This window comes from Brevibacillus agri (genome assembly GCF_004117055.1).
Classification (GTDB): domain Bacteria; phylum Bacillota; class Bacilli; order Brevibacillales; family Brevibacillaceae; genus Brevibacillus; species Brevibacillus agri.
Map to the genome: position 1 here is coordinate 1727501 of NZ_CP026363.1, position 15268 is coordinate 1742768.

14 protein-coding genes and 1 rRNA gene (1 of these 15 only partly in view) are annotated in these 15268 nt (G+C 57.5%); 10 read left to right on the plus strand and 5 right to left on the minus strand.

Annotation, left to right across the window (positions count from 1 at the left end; all coding sequences use genetic code 11):
* Together BA6348_RS08655 and BA6348_RS08660 are read left to right on the plus strand one after the other, a co-directional pair.
* Window positions 1-68 (plus strand): 23S ribosomal RNA (locus BA6348_RS08655); it begins 2950 nt to the left of the window's first position.
* A 172-nt stretch (window positions 69-240) separates the two neighbouring features.
* Window positions 241-1020, plus strand: a complete 780-nt coding sequence (locus BA6348_RS08660) for a DUF2161 domain-containing phosphodiesterase (protein WP_007787529.1) — start codon at window positions 241-243, stop codon at window positions 1018-1020.
* Between the two features lie 86 nt (window positions 1021-1106).
* On the opposite strand, the gene BA6348_RS08665 is transcribed toward BA6348_RS08660, so the two are convergent.
* Genes BA6348_RS08665 through BA6348_RS08675 form a run of 3 tightly spaced genes read right to left on the minus strand, consistent with a single transcriptional unit; the run spans window position 1107 to window position 2913 of the window.
* A complete protein-coding gene (locus BA6348_RS08665; RefSeq protein WP_122953358.1) occupies window positions 1107-2312 on the minus strand; it encodes an NAD(P)/FAD-dependent oxidoreductase in 1206 nt (401 codons plus the stop codon).
* Entirely contained in the window at window positions 2309-2644 is a 336-nt protein-coding gene (locus BA6348_RS08670; RefSeq protein ID WP_005834664.1) for a (2Fe-2S)-binding protein, read from the minus strand. Before BA6348_RS08670 ends, BA6348_RS08665 begins: the two co-directional genes overlap by 4 nt.
* The gene (locus BA6348_RS08675) at window positions 2641-2913 is read right to left on the minus strand and encodes a (2Fe-2S)-binding protein (RefSeq protein ID WP_005834662.1); all 273 of its coding nucleotides are present in this window, start codon (window positions 2911-2913) and stop codon (window positions 2641-2643) included. The genes BA6348_RS08670 and BA6348_RS08675 overlap by 4 nt, the downstream gene beginning before the upstream one ends.
* A gap of 182 nt (window positions 2914-3095) precedes the next feature.
* Between BA6348_RS08675 and BA6348_RS08680 the strand changes: the two genes are divergently transcribed.
* Both BA6348_RS08680 and BA6348_RS08685 read left to right on the plus strand, forming a co-directional pair.
* Window positions 3096-4163, plus strand: a complete 1068-nt coding sequence (locus tag BA6348_RS08680) for a M24 family metallopeptidase (RefSeq protein ID WP_005834660.1) — start codon at window positions 3096-3098, stop codon at window positions 4161-4163.
* 236 nt (window positions 4164-4399) lie between these two features.
* Window positions 4400-6064 (plus strand): peptide ABC transporter substrate-binding protein, encoded by a 1665-nt coding sequence (locus BA6348_RS08685; protein WP_035317655.1) that lies wholly within the window; start codon window positions 4400-4402, stop codon window positions 6062-6064.
* On the opposite strand, the gene BA6348_RS08690 is transcribed toward BA6348_RS08685, so the two are convergent.
* A complete protein-coding gene (locus BA6348_RS08690; RefSeq protein WP_129552182.1) occupies window positions 5971-6417 on the minus strand; it encodes a hypothetical protein in 447 nt (148 codons plus the stop codon). The two genes, BA6348_RS08685 and BA6348_RS08690, sit on opposite strands and share 94 nt — an antisense overlap.
* A gap of 312 nt (window positions 6418-6729) precedes the next feature.
* Window positions 6730-8454, minus strand: a complete 1725-nt coding sequence (locus tag BA6348_RS08695) for a sigma-54 interaction domain-containing protein (protein ID WP_007787518.1) — start codon at window positions 8452-8454, stop codon at window positions 6730-6732.
* 204 nt (window positions 8455-8658) lie between these two features.
* On the opposite strand from BA6348_RS08695, the gene BA6348_RS08700 reads away from it, so the two are divergent.
* The 6 genes from BA6348_RS08700 to BA6348_RS08725 all read left to right on the plus strand — a co-directional run bounded on the left by BA6348_RS08700 (window position 8659) and on the right by BA6348_RS08725 (window position 14883).
* Window positions 8659-9852 (plus strand): NAD(P)/FAD-dependent oxidoreductase, encoded by a 1194-nt coding sequence (locus BA6348_RS08700; protein ID WP_122953359.1) that lies wholly within the window; start codon window positions 8659-8661, stop codon window positions 9850-9852.
* Window positions 9849-10874, plus strand: coding sequence for a proline racemase family protein (locus BA6348_RS08705; RefSeq protein ID WP_122953360.1), 1026 nt, complete (start codon window positions 9849-9851; stop codon window positions 10872-10874). The genes BA6348_RS08700 and BA6348_RS08705 overlap by 4 nt, the downstream gene beginning before the upstream one ends.
* A 27-nt stretch (window positions 10875-10901) precedes the next feature.
* Window positions 10902-11786: a dihydrodipicolinate synthase family protein gene (locus BA6348_RS08710; RefSeq protein ID WP_122953361.1), complete on the plus strand. Its 885-nt coding sequence runs from the start codon at window positions 10902-10904 to the stop codon at window positions 11784-11786.
* Between the two features lie 15 nt (window positions 11787-11801).
* Window positions 11802-13241 (plus strand): aldehyde dehydrogenase family protein, encoded by a 1440-nt coding sequence (locus tag BA6348_RS08715; protein ID WP_005834646.1) that lies wholly within the window; start codon window positions 11802-11804, stop codon window positions 13239-13241.
* A 34-nt stretch (window positions 13242-13275) separates the two neighbouring features.
* The gene (locus BA6348_RS08720) at window positions 13276-14280 is read left to right on the plus strand and encodes a proline racemase family protein (protein ID WP_025844065.1); all 1005 of its coding nucleotides are present in this window, start codon (window positions 13276-13278) and stop codon (window positions 14278-14280) included.
* Between the two features lie 237 nt (window positions 14281-14517).
* Complete coding sequence (locus tag BA6348_RS08725; RefSeq protein WP_005834642.1) at window positions 14518-14883, plus strand: YisL family protein; 366 nt, start codon at window positions 14518-14520, stop codon at window positions 14881-14883.
* Window positions 14884-15268 lie beyond the last annotated feature (385 nt).

The following is a 15268-nucleotide window of genomic DNA, read 5'->3' on the forward strand; positions in this document are numbered from 1 at the left end:
TAGGTTCGGTGTGGAAGCGCGGCAACGCGTGGAGCTGACGAATACTAATCGGTCGAGGACTTATCCACACATCTCTTAGCAAGCATGCAGATCCAGTTTTCAGGGAATGAACGAAATAATTGCGTAAAAAGCCGTGCAGATACTATTGCGTGGCTTTTTTTGCATATAGCCGCCCAAACTCGTCTGGATTTATAGCTATGCTAGATGAAGAACAAAACAGTCGCGAAAAAGGAGAAGCCCATGAAGCAAAAGCCGGTCAAACGATATGAAGCAGACATGTACGCGCCCATTCGCGACTATTTTGTCGGGCAGGGTTATGAGGTCTTTGGAGAGGTCAATCATTGCGATTTGACAGCGATCAAGGAAGACGAGCTGATTATCGTCGAGTTCAAGCGCAACTTGAGTGTAGAGCTGCTCATCCAGGCCGCCAAGCGGCAGCGCTTTACCGACCATGTGTACGTCGCCATTCCGAAGCCTAAATACAAATTGTTTTCGAAAAAGTGGCAAGACGTCGTTTATCTCATCAGAAGACTGGAGCTTGGCTTGATCCTCGTCTCTTTTCCCAAAAAAGGCGCTGTCATGGAGCTGAGCATTGCTCCTGCGCCGTTTGATCGGGAAAGAAGCAAGCAGTTCAACAAAAGAAAACGGGCACGCATTATTCAGGAGATGCGGGGGAGATACGGCGATTACAATGTGGGGGGCAGCAACCAGACAAAGATCATGACGGCGTACAAACAAGGCTGCATTCAGATCGCCGCACTGCTTCAGCACTATGGCCCACTCGCGCCCAAGGCGTTGAAAGAAAAAGGAGCGACAGACAAAGCGTCATCCATCCTCAGCAAAAATTATTACGGCTGGTTCACGCGGATCAAGCGAGGCGTGTACGCTCTCACCCCTACAGGAGAGAAGGAGCTGGCAGCTTATCCAGAGCTTGTCGACCATTACATAAGCATGGCAGAAGACACCATTTCCCCTTCCGATGGGGAAATGGGCCAGTCCAACCCTGCTGCAGCACAATGAGCAGCAAAAAAGAGCAGACCCATCCGCAACGGTAAGCGAATGGGCTGCTCTTTTCGTTTCGGCACCGAGGCATGATGCCAAAACCCTTACCGCCCAGCCCACGCAGCGGCCATTTTCCCGACCTGCGCGCGTCCAGCCGCAATATCCGGGTGGAACTGGATCGTGGCGTTTTTGCGCACATGGTTGACATGGTGGAGCGCCTGCGTGAGCAAAGAATCGTCGGCGAGCAGCCCGGCCGCTTTCGCCATCGCCAGGCCTGCGACGGTTCCCTGGCTCATGGCGACTTTGGCGCTCTCGATTCCGGTAATATTGCCTGCGACGTACAGTCCGGGCAAAGGCGATTGCATGCATTCGTTGTGCAACGGAACGTGCCCGCCCAATGCCGGGATGTAAGCGAACGGGCACCCGGCAATCGCGGCCAGCTCCGCCAGCGGGCTTAACCCGCCTGCGATGCAGACGAAATCGGCAGAAAGGAATCGCTCGCTGCCAGGAACGGGCGTGCCGTCTGGCGAGATGCGCGCAGCCCGGACCCCTTCGACCTGTGAGGTGCCCACGATCTCCAAGGCAGCCGTCCGCAGATGAATCGGTATATCCCACATGGGCACGCCCTGTGCAGGATAGAGCGAAACGGCCAGCCGCTGCATCCACGCGCTGCCCATCAGCTTGCTGCCCCAGCGAATCAACGGCGAGGGGGCGAGATGGGCAACGCGCAGCAAAGACCGCATGATTTCGTGCGGGTGACCGGCATTGCCGCTTACAGCAGACTGGAGAGGCAGAATCATTTGCTCGACGTGTACGCCAGCGAGCTGCAGCTCTCGCGCGATGGCGACGGACAAAATGTTGACGCCGATCACGATGCCTTTTTTGCCTACGCGAACGCGCTGCACGTTCGTCATCACCTGGGCCGCTCCGATCGACATCACGCCGGGCAGCGTCCAGCCGGGGACGGGAACGGCAGTCTCTGACGCCCCGGTAGCGATCAGAAGCAGGGGAGCTTCCCATTCGCCTTCTGTCGTAGAAATACGCCAGCGATCTTCACAGCGGGCAATGTCGTAGACGGAGACCCCACAGCACATTTGGACGCCAAGCTCTTTTGCCTCCTGATCGAGACGTGCGGCTTCGGCCAGCCCGTTCCACCACACTCCGTCCGGTTCCTCGTGCAACTGTCCCAGCAGCCTGCCGCCAGGCCGATAAAATTCGTCTACGACTCGAACAGAAAGTCCTTGCCGGGCGCTGGCGATTGCAGCGGCCAAGCCAGCGGGACCTGCGCCGATGATGAGAGCGTCGATCAATTCGCATGCCCTCCTTTTTTCAACGGGGTCGGCAAAACGGAACCTGCTGTCACCCGCATGCCTTCCTGCACGAGCGTCATGCACGCCCGCACCGTGGGAACTCCGTCCACGTGCACGCGACATTCGTAGCAGTGGCCGATGTTGCAGTAAATTCCGCGCGGGCTGCCCGTTTCTTCATGCACTCGAAGCGTGCGCACGCCAGCGGCCAAAAGCGCTCCGGCAATCGTTTCCCCTTCGTAAGCCGTGTAGACAGAACCGTTAAATTCAAACTGGACGGAATGCCTCTCTTCCAAGGAACCAAGCACAGGGTGATGGAGGATGCGCTGGCTCATGAGCTTCTCCCTCCAAGCGCTTGAAACGAGATCGGCCGCACAGGCGGCTGGTAGCCAAGCGGGATTGTATGAGTAGGCACTTGGCCTGTGGCTTGCGCGACAATTTGGTCGACGAGAATCCGGCACGTTCTTCCGCCGCAGCAGCCCATGCCGGCTCTGGTCCGCAATTTCAACTCGCGCGCCGTGCATTGGTACTCACGGGCAGTCGTGAGCAGTTCTTCCAGAGATACTTCCTCGCAGCGGCAAACGATCAACTGCTGTGTGTCCATGCTGAAAGCCTCCTTTTCGTTGGTACGGTTAGCAAAATGCAAGTGTCGTGCCATATTTGCCCGCAGAATGCTAAAATAAAGACGAGGCACAGAAGCAAACAGAGGGTGGCCTGCGCGCTTGGCACGAGGATTGCTTGCATAAAAGAACGAAAATGACACAGAGGCTGAAAGGGATGACCAGAATGGACAAATTGACGCGACTGCGCGCACAATTCGATGCATGGGGAATAGACGGAATACTCATAACAAACGGGCAAAATCGCCGCTATTTGACCAACTTTACCGGAACGTACGGCGTCGTACTCATTTCCCGGGATGAGGCCAAGCTGTTTACGGATTTTCGCTATACCGAGCAGGCAAAAGCCCAGGCAACGGACTTCGAGATCGTGTTTTTGCCGACGAAAGACGCTGTTTACGGAGAAATCGCCCGCCAGGCCCAGGAGCTGGGCATCCACACATTGGGCTTTGAAGAGGAGAACATGACGTTTGCCCTGCACCGCAAATACGCCGACGTCGTCAAGGCACGCCTGCTGCCTACCGCGGGGGTGATCGAGGGCATTCGCATGAGAAAGACCCCGGACGAGCTGGGAAAAATCAAGACGGCGGCGCAGATTGCGGACGCCGCTTTCGCACATATTTTAACTGTTTTGCGTCCAGGCATCACCGAGCTCGATGTGTCTAATGAGCTGGAAATGTTCATGCGCAAGGAAGGAGCGACAGGCTCTGCTTTTGACATCATTATCGCCTCCGGTCATCGTTCCGCTCTGCCTCACGGGGTAGCAAGCGACAAAAAGATCGAAGCTGGCGACATGGTAACGATGGATTTCGGCGCGCTGTATCAAGGGTATCGTTCGGACATTACCCGTACAGTGGCGGTCGGAGAGCCGAATGAACAGCTCAAAGAAATTTACGCCATCGTCCTGGAGGCGCGCAACCGCGCAGTGGCGGGCATTCGCCCCGGAATCTCGGGAAAAGCAGCAGACGCCCTCGCCCGGGACTATATTGCGCAGCACGGATATGGCGAGCGTTTCGGCCACGGGATGGGGCATGGCGTCGGACTGGACATTCATGAGGAGCCATTCATGTCTGTACGCTGCGAGGCAATTCTCGCACCAGGCATGGTCCTGACCGTCGAGCCGGGCATTTACATCCCGGGGCTGGGCGGCGTCCGCATCGAGGACGATCTCGTTGTGACCGAAACAGGCAACGATGTGCTGACCCATTCGCCGCGCGAACTCATCATTTTGTAGAAAAGAACCAGGACCCTTGACTGCGGCAAAAAGTCGAGGGTCTTTTTGTATGCGCGAACGCTGCCAGTTCCAGCGTGTGTGTCTAATAGCTGAAACAGTCTTTTTATCAGGTGTATAAAAATATGTACAGTCAGTTGGCGCGTGTCGAAGTTTTCCGCTTTTTCCTGTTGGCACACATTTTGCAAATTCAGTATTTTGTGAAATGTTAATCATTTTCGAGACAAGGGGTTGATCGCGTGAAAAAAAGTATGTTCGCATTAATCAGCAGTATCGCGGTACTAGGGACGGCGCTGGCAGGATGTGGAGGGGGACAGCAGGCAGCACAGACAACGAGCGAGCCAGCGGCTTCTGGACAAGCACAAGGAAACGCTCAGCCAGCCCCAGCGGAAAAATCTTCAGGGTCACAAGTGTTGCGCTGGAACCTGCACTCTGAGCCGCCGACAGGCGATCCGGGACTGGCGGAGGACACGACTTCTGCGGCAATCGTGAAGGCTCTTTTTGACGGGCTGACACGGATTGGGCCTTCCGGGAAGCCGGAGGAGGCAGTTGCGGAAAAAATCGAGGTGTCTCCCGATCTGAAAACGTACACCTTCAAGCTGCGCGACTCGCACTGGAGCAACGGCGATCCGGTCACCGCCCACGATTTTGAATACGCCTGGAAGCGTGCCCTGGACCCTAAGACCGCTTCCAACTACGCCTACCAGCTCTACTACATCAAAAACGCCGAGAAAGCGAACAAAGGAAACGGCAGCCTGGACGAAGTCGGAGTCAAAGCGCTTGACGACAAAACTTTGCAAGTAGAGCTGGCCAATCCGACTCCGTTCTTTTTGGAGCTGACAGCTTTCCAGACTTATTTCCCGGTAAATAAAAAAGTGGTCGAGTCAGCGGACAACTGGGCTGGCGACGCCAAGACGCATATCGGAAACGGTCCGTTCAAAATGGAGAGCTGGGAGCACAAGAACAAGATGGTATTGGTCAAAAACGACCACTACTGGGACAAAGACAGCGTCAAGCTGGACAAAATCGAATTTTCCATGGTAGAGGACGAAAATACAGAGCTGTCGATGTTTGAAAATGGCGAGATCGACTGGGCTGGTGCGCCGCTCAGTTCGCTGCCGATTGATGCCATGCCTGTTTTGAAAGACAGCGGGAAACTGCAAGTAAAGCCAGTCGGTGCGACCTACTGGTACAAGTTCAACACAGAAAAACCCCCGTTTAACAATGTAAAAATCCGCAAAGCTTTTGCCTACTCGATCAACCGCCAAACGCTGATTGACAACGTTCTCCAAGCCAATCAGCAGCCTGCCATGGGCGCTGTTCCTCCCACGATGGCATTGAACCCGGATGGTTACTTCAAGGACAACGATCAGGAAGCCGCCAAAAAGCTGCTGGAAGAAGGCATGAAAGAGCTCGGCCTCTCCAAGCTGCCGCCGATTACGCTCGTGTACAACACGTCGGAAGGACATAAAAAAATTGCCGAGGCGATTCAGGACCAGTGGCGCAAATATCTCGGCGTCGAAGTGAAGCTGGAAAATCAGGAGTGGAAAGTTTACCTGGAAACGATGCACGAAGGGAATTACCAGGTGGGACGTCTCGGCTGGTCCGGCGACTTCAACGACCCGATCAACTTCCTGGAGCTGTTCAAGGAAAAGGACGGCGGAAACAACGACACGCGCTGGGAAAATCCGAAGTTCAAGGAGCTTTTGAACCAGTCCGCGACAGAGAAAGATCCGGAAAAGCGCAAGGCGATCTTGCGGGAAGCCGAGCAAATCATGATGGATGAAATGCCGATCGTGCCGATTTACTTTTACACGCATACGTGGGTGAAAAACGACAAAGTAAAAGGCGTCTTCCAGGACGGCTTGGGCGCCATCGACTGGAAATGGACGTCTGTCGAGTAACGGGCGAACGGGGCGAGATCGTGCAGATCGGGAAGATTGTCGTAGCCGCACAGGTGTGATGGATGCTTTTTGCGGATAGAGGGAGGCAGCGTGGTCGGGGGGCTTTTTTTGCGAGTAGCGGCAATCGTATGCAGTCGCGGCGACGGGTACGGGTAGCAAGCGCGCGCCTGTGATCTGCCGCACGCAGACGCTGGCGCGTCCCGAAGCTGCGGACAAAGCTGTGCCACAACGACAAAGGAGGAATCAACCGTGGAATTGATTCGCATTTTGTCTGAGGTGTTGCCGCCCAAAAAGGGGCGAAGCTGCCGGGAGCTGCGCCTGCGCTTTTGCAGCTTTTTTCTCCGGAAAAACACGAGCAGGCGCCGCCGTTAGGGGACAGCAGCTTCGAGTGAACAGAGGCGAGGCTGGCATGACGGCGCTGCTGCCGAGCCAAAACGTCCCGTTTCGCGGTCCGAGGGTGAGACGGGATATTTCATGCTTGCACAGCGTTGGTGTATAAGGAGGCTGGAGAGGCCGAGCTGCTTGGCAGTTGATACGTGCTTGTTCCCTGCTTGGTGCCGCTTCAGCAGAGTCAGCATACAGACTGCGTTCAGCTTCGTGAGCGTAATCGAGTGAAAGAGGCCCCCTGGCTCCCCTTGCGCGTTGCTTTTGTATCCAAGCCAGGCTCAAGACTGCTTATTCAACTTGTTATACAAAGTCGCCCTTGAGATGCCGAGCCGTTTGGCTGCCGCCTGCTTGTTGCCGTTTTCCAGCTCGATGGCCCGCTGGATGACGCGGCGTTCGTGGGCTTCCAGCTCCTCCTGCAAAGAGAAGAGATCGTCCGGGAGTTGGACGGGCGACTGTTTGGCCTTCGTTTGCAGCGAGTACGGCAAATCCTCTTCCTTGATGATCCCGTCCGTCGCGAAGACGACCAGCCGTTCGATGGCGTTGCGCAGCTCGCGAATGTTGCCCGGCCAGTCGTATTGCAAAAGGTTTTGCATGACGTTTTGCGAGATCGCGTGGATGGGCCGATTGTAGCGCAAGGAAAACTCGTAGAGGAAAAAATGGGCAAGCTCGACCGTGTCCTCGATCCGGTGGCGGAGAGGCGGGATGGCGAGAGTGACGACGTTGAGCCGATAATACAAGTCCTCGCGAAACTTCCCTTCGCGGATCATTTCTTCCAGGTTTTTGTTCGTGGCCGCGACCACGCGAAAATCGGCTTCGATCTGCTTCGTGCCGCCGACCGGATAATACTTTTTCTCTTGCAGCACGCGCAGCAGCTTCACCTGCATCTCGAGCGGCATTTCGCCTACTTCGTCGAGAAACAGCGTCCCACCCCGGGCCAGCTCGATCATTCCTTTTTTCCCTTTTTGATCGGCGCCGGAAAAGGCTCCTTTTTCGTAGCCGAACAGCTCGCTCTCAAACAGAGTGGGAGAGATCGCGCCGCAGTTGATGGCGATAAACGGGGCGTTTGCGCCTTCCCGCACGTCGTGCACCGCCTTGGCGAACAGCTCCTTGCCGACGCCGCTTTCCCCGATAATCAGGACGGTCGCCTGGGTGGCGCCGAGCTTTTGAATCATTGCTTTGATCTGGCGAATGGCGAGGCTCGTGCCTTTGATTTGCCGGAACGGATCGGGCGCGGAGCTGAGCTTGGCCACTTCCTGCTGCAAATGGTTCACTTTTTTGTTCGCGTTCAACAGCTCCTGGTTCAGCCGAACCTGGCTGGTGATATCGGTTTCGGCTGCGACGGCGCCGATGATTTTCTCATGCAGGTAGATCGGCTTGGTGTTGATGAGCACGACGAGGTCCTCGCGCGGCTGGTGCTGGTGACGGTACAGCGCCTGGCCGTTTTGCAGCGACCGGAGCGTCTCCAGCATGTCGCGCGGGAAAAAGTCGGTGATCGGGCGGCCGAGGATGTCTTTTGCCTTCAACGAAAAAATGCGCTCGGCCCCCTCGGTCCAGACCATGACCCGCGCCTGTTCGTCGATGACGGATATCGAGGCGTCCATCGTCTGGATCATCGTATCGAAGTACGCCTCCAGCACTTCGTAAGCGGTGAAAACCGCTTGCAGGACAGAAGCGCGTTCAAGATAGCCGACAGGCTCGCCCGCTGCATCGGCAACGAGAAGGTAGCTGTATGTGTCGAGCAGGCGGATGGCTTGGGGGAGCGTGCTGTCGCAGGCGACCACGACCGTCTTTGCCCAATGGAGCGGCGTGCTGTCGCCGGGTGAGCCGGCAGCATCATCCGCGTTTGCGTGCGCGGGACAGGCGACGTGCCAGCCTGCAGGCAACAGAGCAAACACGGGAATGTCTTTTGCTGCTTGCCGAAAACGAAAGGCTTGGTTGTGCTCGCGGCAAATCTGCATATTCGTCTGCATCAGCTCTGTCAAGGCTGGCAGCTTGTGGTTCATTCCGATCAGTCCTTTGCAGGGAGTGTATAAAAATGTAAACACATTCTCAGTAATTATACAGTTGCTCATCAGGTTGTAAAACAATTTAGACAGAAATTTTGCGAATCTTCGCTATACGGGTTTGGCACGGCATTTGCAAAAAGGAACAGGTGAAACGATTTGATGAGAAGCTGTTGAGCAAAAAGCTGTTGAGGAGAATCAGCCATGACACGACAAACCCATGCGCAGATTGCGGTAATCGGCGGCGGCATCATCGGCGCGGCGATTGCCTACTACACGGCCAAGGCCGGACTGGATGTGGTCGTTCTCGAAAAAGGCGAGCTGGCGTCAGGCACGTCCTCGCGCTGCGACGGGAACATTTTGGCGATTGACAAGGACCCCGGCTTTGACAGCCAGATGTCCCTGCAAAGCCAGATGCTCGTCGCCCAACTGACCCGGGAGCTGGAGCATTCGTTTGAATACCGGGCGTTGGGCAGTATTCTCGTGTGCGAGTCGGAGGCGGAGATGGAGGCGGCGAACGAATGGGTGCGGCGGCAAAAGGAAGCGGGCCTGCCGTTTCGGATGCTCGACCGCGCAGACATCAGGCAGGAGTCGCCCTACTTCGCCGACGATTTGCCCGGCGGATTGGAGTGCGCCACAGACTCGACGGTTAATCCGTACATGCTGACCTTTGCCCTGTTTGAAGGGGCGAAAAAGCACGGGGCCAAAATTATGCGGCGCACCGAGGTCAAAGCGCTTCGCCGCGACGAGGCGACGGGAGCGTTTCAGCTTGAACTGAGCACAGGCAGCATGACGGCGCGGCAGGTGGTAAATGCGGCGGGCGTGTGGGCGCCTGTCATCGGGCAGATGGTCGGCGTCGATATTCCGATCGTGCCGCGAAAAGGACATCTGCTCGTCGCCTCCCGCCAGCTTCCGGTCGGGCTTCGCAAGGTGATGGAGTTTGGCTATTTGATTTCCAAGTTCGGCGGGGTGCGGCAGGTCGACGCCGAGACGGAAAAGTACGGGGTGGCGCTGGTGTTTGAACCGACGGAAAGCCAAAACTTTTTGATCGGCTCCAGCCGCCAGTTCGTCGGCTTCGACACGCGCATTGATCTGAATGTCGTGCGGTGCATGGCGAGAAGGGCGCTCCGCTTTTATCCGAAGATCGCCGACTTTGCGATGATTCGCACTTATTGCGGCTTGCGTCCGTGGACAGAGGACCATTTGCCGATCATCTCCCGCGTCGAGGAAGTTCCCGGCTTTTTCATTGCGGCGGGGCATGAAGGGGACGGCATCAGCCTGGCGGCGGTCACGGGCAAGCTGATGTCCGAGCTGCTTCAGGAGCAGACGGACACGATTATCCCCACCGAGCCGCTGCGCTACGACCGATTCACGAGAAAAGAGGTGCTGCAGCGATGAAAGCAGCGAGAGTGTTTACGACGGTGGACACGCACACCGGGGGCAACCCGACCCGCACCGTCATCAGCGGCCTGCCGAAGCTCCAAGGGGAGACGATGGCAGAGAAGATGCTGCACATGCAAAAGGAATACGACTGGATTCGCACCCTGCTGATGTACGAGCCGCGCGGCCATGACGTCATGTCAGGCGCTCTCGTGGTGGAGCCGTGCCATCCCGAGGCCGACGTAGGCGTGATCTACATCGAAACCGGCGGCTATTTGCCGATGTGCGGCCACGACACGATCGGGCTGTGCACAGCCTTGGTGGAGACCGGGATGATCCCCGTGAGCGAGCCGCTGACGAGGCTCAAGCTCGATACCCCGGCAGGGTTGGTCGAGGTGGATATCGAGGTCGAGCAGGGCAAGGCGAAAGAAGTTTCGTTTACGAACATCCCCGCTTTTCTGTACAAGCAGGACGTGACCGTCACAGTGGAGGGCATCGGTCCGGTTACGTGCGATCTCGCCTACGGCGGAAATTTTTACGCCATCACGGACGCGCGGGCGCTCGGGCTTGAGCTGGTGCCAGCCAATGCCGCTACGATTGTCGACACGGCTGTACGCATCCGCAAAGCGATCAATCAGGCGGTAGAAGTCGTCCATCCGGCGAAGCCGTTTATCCGCGGGCTGACCCATGTGGAGTTTTACACAAACCCGAGCACGCAAGGGGCGGATGTGAAAAATACAGTCGTCGTGCCGCCGGGCGGAATCGACCGTTCGCCGTGCGGCACAGGCACGTCCGCCAAGCTGGCGACGCTGTTTGCCAAGGGGCAGATCGGCATAGGCGAGCCGTTTGTCCACGAGAGCATTGTCGGCTCGCTGTTTACCGGGACTGTACTTGCGACTGCCGAGGAAGGCGGCCTGCAAGCTGTCGTGACGCGGATCGCGGGCAGCGCCTGGCTGACGGGCAAGCACACGATTTTTTACCATCCCGAAGACGAGCTGGCACACGGCTTTTTGCTGATTCCGGCCGCCACGGACCATTGAAACCGAGAGTTGAGAGGAGAATGAACGATGGGCAGATTTGAAGGGGTATATGTAGCGATCGTCACGCCATTTACGCACGATTACGAGGTAGATTACAAGCGCCTGACAGAGTTGTGCGACTGGTTGATCCAGGAAGGCGTAAACGGCCTCGTGCCATCCGGTTCCTTGGGCGAATACGCCACGATGACAGGCGAAGAGCGGGCGAAAGTCATCCATACAGTCATCGCCGCCGCAAAAAACCGCGTCCCGGTCGTAGTCGGCTCGGCGGCGCCTTCGACCCGCCAGGCGGTGGAGTGGGTGCAATTTTCCAAAGATGCGGGAGCAGAGGGCGTCATGGCGCTGCCGCCGATCAACTACAAGCCGCTGGAAAACGAAGTGTTTGCCCACTACGAGGCGCTGAACACCGTCGGCTTGCCGATCATCGCCTACAACAACCCGCACGACTACAAGATCGACCTGACCCCGGATATATTGGCCCGGCTCGCGAAGCTGGAAAACATCGTGGCCGTCAAAGAGTTTTCCGGGGACGTGCGCCGCATGCAGGACATTCTCGCCCAGACGGACCTGGAAGTGATGGTCGGCGTGGACGATCTGGTCATGGAAGGCGGGCTGATCGGGGCGACAGGCTGGATCGCGGGCGTGCCGAATGCCTTGCCAAAAGAAGGCGTGGAGCTGTTCCGCCTGGCGCGGGCAGGCAAGCTCGCGGAGGCGCAAACGCTGTACCGCAGGCTGCTGCCGCTGTTCCACTACGATGCGAGCCCGCAGCTCGTTCAGTCGATCAAGTACATGATGGAGCTGGCCGGATTCCCTGTCGGACCGACTCGTCCGCCGCGCCTCCCGCTCGCAGACGACTACTATGCGGGCATCAAAAAGGCGTTTGACTACGCAGTCGGCGCAGCCAGCGGACGATAAGGAGGCAGGTCAGGCATGCATAGCAAAAACTGGATCGGCGGCGAATGGATGACGCCGAAAGGAGCAGAGGCGACGGTGAAAAACCCGTCGCGTTTCGCAGAAGAAGTGGGAGTCTTGCACTTGTCCGACCGCTCGCATGCGTTCGCGGCGGCTGACGCAGCCCGCGCGGCGCAAGGCAAGTGGGCACGGCAAACAGGCGCTTTTCGCGGGGAAGTGCTGTATCAGATGGCTAGCGCCCTGGAGGCTCACGCAGACAGCCTGGCGCGACTCGCCAGCCGGGAGATGGGCAAGCAGCTTGGCGAAATGCGCGGAGAGGTGGCGCGCGGCATCAGTCTGCTGCGCTACTACGCCGGGGAAGGCATGCGCGCTCATGGCAGCCTGATTCCGTCTGCGGATACGGATGTTTTGCAGTACAGCCGCCGCGTACCGCTCGGTGTCGTGGCTGTCATTACGCCATGGAATTTTCCCGTCGCGATCCCGCTCTGGAAAATCGCTCCGGCGCTGATCTGCGGCAACGCCGTGATCTGGAAGCCGGCTGAAAACGGCTCTTTGACCGCGACGCGGCTGGCGGAGATTTTTGCCGAGACGAAGCTGCCAGCAGGGGTGCTCAATCTGGTGATCGGCAAAGGCAGGGAAATCGGGGCGGCTCTGACGGAGGAAGCGGCGGTGGACGCTGTCAGCTTCACAGGCTCGTCTGCGACAGGCAGACAGATCGCCATCGCCTGCGCGGGCCGCAACATCAAATACCAGACCGAGATGGGCGGAAAAAATGCGGCGGTCGTGCTGGCCGACGCCGATCTGGACAAAACCGTGCCGATTCTGCTCAGCGGCGCCTTTCGCTCGGCCGGGCAAAAATGCACGGCGACGAGCCGGATCATTGTAGAAAAAGCAATCTACGAGCCGCTGGTCGAGCGCTTGCAGGCTGCGATCTCGCTTTGCAAGGTCGGGGATGCCTCCGATCTGGACGCCTACCTGGGACCTGTATCTTCCGCGGCCCAGTACGAGACAGTCGGGCGGTACGTGTCTCTCGCGGCAGCCGAAGCGAGGCTGGTGGCAGAAAGCCCGGCCTATGCAGAGGCGGAGCGGGGCTACTACATTCGCCCGCAGATCGTCGAGGGAGTGGCCGCCGATCATCCGCTGGTTCAGGAGGAAGTGTTCGGGCCTTTGGCCGTGCTTTTGACCGCAGATGGCTTTGACGAGGCCATCGAGCTGTGCAACCAGTCGGTGTACGGGCTGAGCGCATCGCTGTTCACCCGCGATCTGGCGAGTGCCCACCGCTTTTTGGACGTGGCGCAGGCAGGCATGGTTCGCGTCAATCAGGAGACGGCTGGCGTGGAATACCAGGCCCCGTTTGGCGGGATGAAGCAGTCCAGTTCGCATACGCGCGAGCAGGGGCAGGCGGCGCTCGACTTCTACAGCGCGACGAAAACGTGCGCGATCAAATACGCGTGGTAAACAGCGAAAACGAGCAGACAAAGGGGGGAGGACGATGAACATCCAGCAGTTGTTTACGACCATCGACGCCCACACCGGAGGGGAGCCGCTGCGGATCATCACGGGCGGCATCCCGCCGCTCAAGGGCGAGACGATTTTGGAGCAGCGTCGTTATTTTCGCGAGGAGCTGGATCACATCCGCCGCGTGCTGATGTACGAGCCGCGCGGCCACCACGGCATGTACGGCTGCGTCATGACGGCCCCGGTCAGCCCGGATGCGGCCTTTGGCGTGCTGTTCATGCACAACGAAGGCTACAGCACGATGTGCGGCCACGGAATTATCGCGGTGGTGACGGCGGCGATCGAGACCGGGCTGCTGCGGCTGGCTGACCCGGCGGAGCGCATCGTGATCGACAGCCCCGCAGGCCAGATCGTCGCACGCGCCCAGACAGAAGGGACGCGCGTCAAGTCAGTCGCATTTGAAAACGTCCCGTCCTTCGTCTTCGCAAAGGACGTGTCGATCGAGTGGGAGGGGCGTACGTTCCACGTCGATATCGCCTTTGGCGGCGCTTTTTACGCGGTCGTGCAGGCAAAAGACATCGGCGTCCAGGTCGAAATCGAGCAACTGGCGGCGCTGCAAGAGTGGGGCAGCCGGATCAAGGAGCAGATCGAGGCGCAGCTTGCGGTCGTTCATCCGCTTGAACCTGAGCTGGCGGGCATATACGGGGTAATTATTTCCGACGATCCGCGCGTGGAAGGCTCCGACCTGCGCAACGTGACCGTTTTCGCCGACAAGCAGATCGACCGCTCTCCGTGCGGCACAGGTACGGCGGCGCGGGTAGCGACGCTCTATGCCAGAGGGAAGCTCGTGGTCGGGGAACGGTTTGTGCACGAAGGGATCGTCGGCAGCCAGTTCGTCGGCACTGTGCTGGAAACGACGCAGGTTGGCGACTACCCGGCGGTCATTCCGTCCATCGCAGGCCGGGCTTTCATTACCGGCTTGCACCAGTTTGTCGTGGACCCGAGCGATCCGCTGAAAGACGGCTTCCTGCTGCGGTGACGAGAGGCGAAGATAGATAAAGATAGGCAGAGGCAAAGAGGCTGCACGCTGTGGCGGCCTCTTTTGCACGCGGTTTGTTTATGTGGGGGCTACACTACACGTGTTCCAGCGGCGCGACGGTTTCCAGTCAGCCCGGCATATAACCGTGTCACAATACTGCCACGCATCGGGGCATCTGCTTTTTACCGACACTTCTGTTATAATGGCTGGGACAAGTATAAATGAGGGAAAAAGGGGTTGAATGCTGTGCCGTATAAAGCGTTGCTCGAGTCCCACGTAGGTGGCTGGGAAGTCGCGATTGTGCTGTTGATCGTAGCCTACTTCCTGTACCGCGCGGGCAAGGAAAAGGCCGGAAAAATCGTACATATGCTGCTCAGACTCATGATGGTCATCATTCTCGTATCCGGCGCGTGGATGCTGTTCACCGTCCATGCCAGCGAAGTTTATTTTTACGTGAAAGGCTTGCTCGCGATCATCGCCTTCGGCTTGATCGAAATGTCGCTCGGCCGGGCGAAGAGACAGGAAGGCAGCATTGGCTTTTTCATCGGCTGTTTGGTCGTGCTGGTAGTCGTCATCATGCTTGGCTACCGCGTGTTCTCGTAAAAAACAAAACGGATGTTCGACAAAGCTTTCTCTTGCAGGCGGCGCTTGCGGGGGAAAGCTTTTTTGTTGGCAATGGAAGCTTTAGCAATATCGCAGCTTCAGGAGGCGAACGGCGTTTTTTGTGGAGAACAGTATGTTTTCAGGGGGAGCGAACTGCTGTCTGTTGACAAAAACATTACAACATTATTGCAACTTTACTTTAACGCCCGGTTTATGGCAACAACTTAAGAAAATATACTCTTGTTGTTTAATACTGGATTAGATAAGACCAAGGGTATAGATTTTACCTGTCCTCACAATTATTTGGGATCCCAAAGTCCTATCTGTAAGTGCACAGGTAATTTCATTCAATTCAAATGAACTTCAGCTCATGAAATGTTGTTTT

Excerpts from the sequence above, each read along its gene's own strand:
- BA6348_RS08660 (WP_007787529.1), top strand. The coding sequence starts at position 241 with ATGAAGCAAAAGCCGGTCAAACGATATGAAGCAGACATGTACGCGCCC.
- BA6348_RS08670 (WP_005834664.1), bottom strand. The coding sequence starts at position 2,644 with ATGAGCCAGCGCATCCTCCATCACCCTGTGCTTGGTTCCTTGGAAGAG.
- BA6348_RS08675 (WP_005834662.1), bottom strand. The coding sequence starts at position 2,913 with ATGGACACACAGCAGTTGATCGTTTGCCGCTGCGAGGAAGTATCTCTG.
- BA6348_RS08680 (WP_005834660.1), top strand. The coding sequence starts at position 3,096 with ATGGACAAATTGACGCGACTGCGCGCACAATTCGATGCATGGGGAATA.
- BA6348_RS08695 (WP_007787518.1), bottom strand. The coding sequence starts at position 8,454 with ATGAACCACAAGCTGCCAGCCTTGACAGAGCTGATGCAGACGAATATG.
- BA6348_RS08700 (WP_122953359.1), top strand. The coding sequence starts at position 8,659 with ATGACACGACAAACCCATGCGCAGATTGCGGTAATCGGCGGCGGCATC.
- BA6348_RS08705 (WP_122953360.1), top strand. The coding sequence starts at position 9,849 with ATGAAAGCAGCGAGAGTGTTTACGACGGTGGACACGCACACCGGGGGC.
- BA6348_RS08710 (WP_122953361.1), top strand. The coding sequence starts at position 10,902 with ATGGGCAGATTTGAAGGGGTATATGTAGCGATCGTCACGCCATTTACG.
- BA6348_RS08715 (WP_005834646.1), top strand. The coding sequence starts at position 11,802 with ATGCATAGCAAAAACTGGATCGGCGGCGAATGGATGACGCCGAAAGGA.
- BA6348_RS08720 (WP_025844065.1), top strand. The coding sequence starts at position 13,276 with ATGAACATCCAGCAGTTGTTTACGACCATCGACGCCCACACCGGAGGG.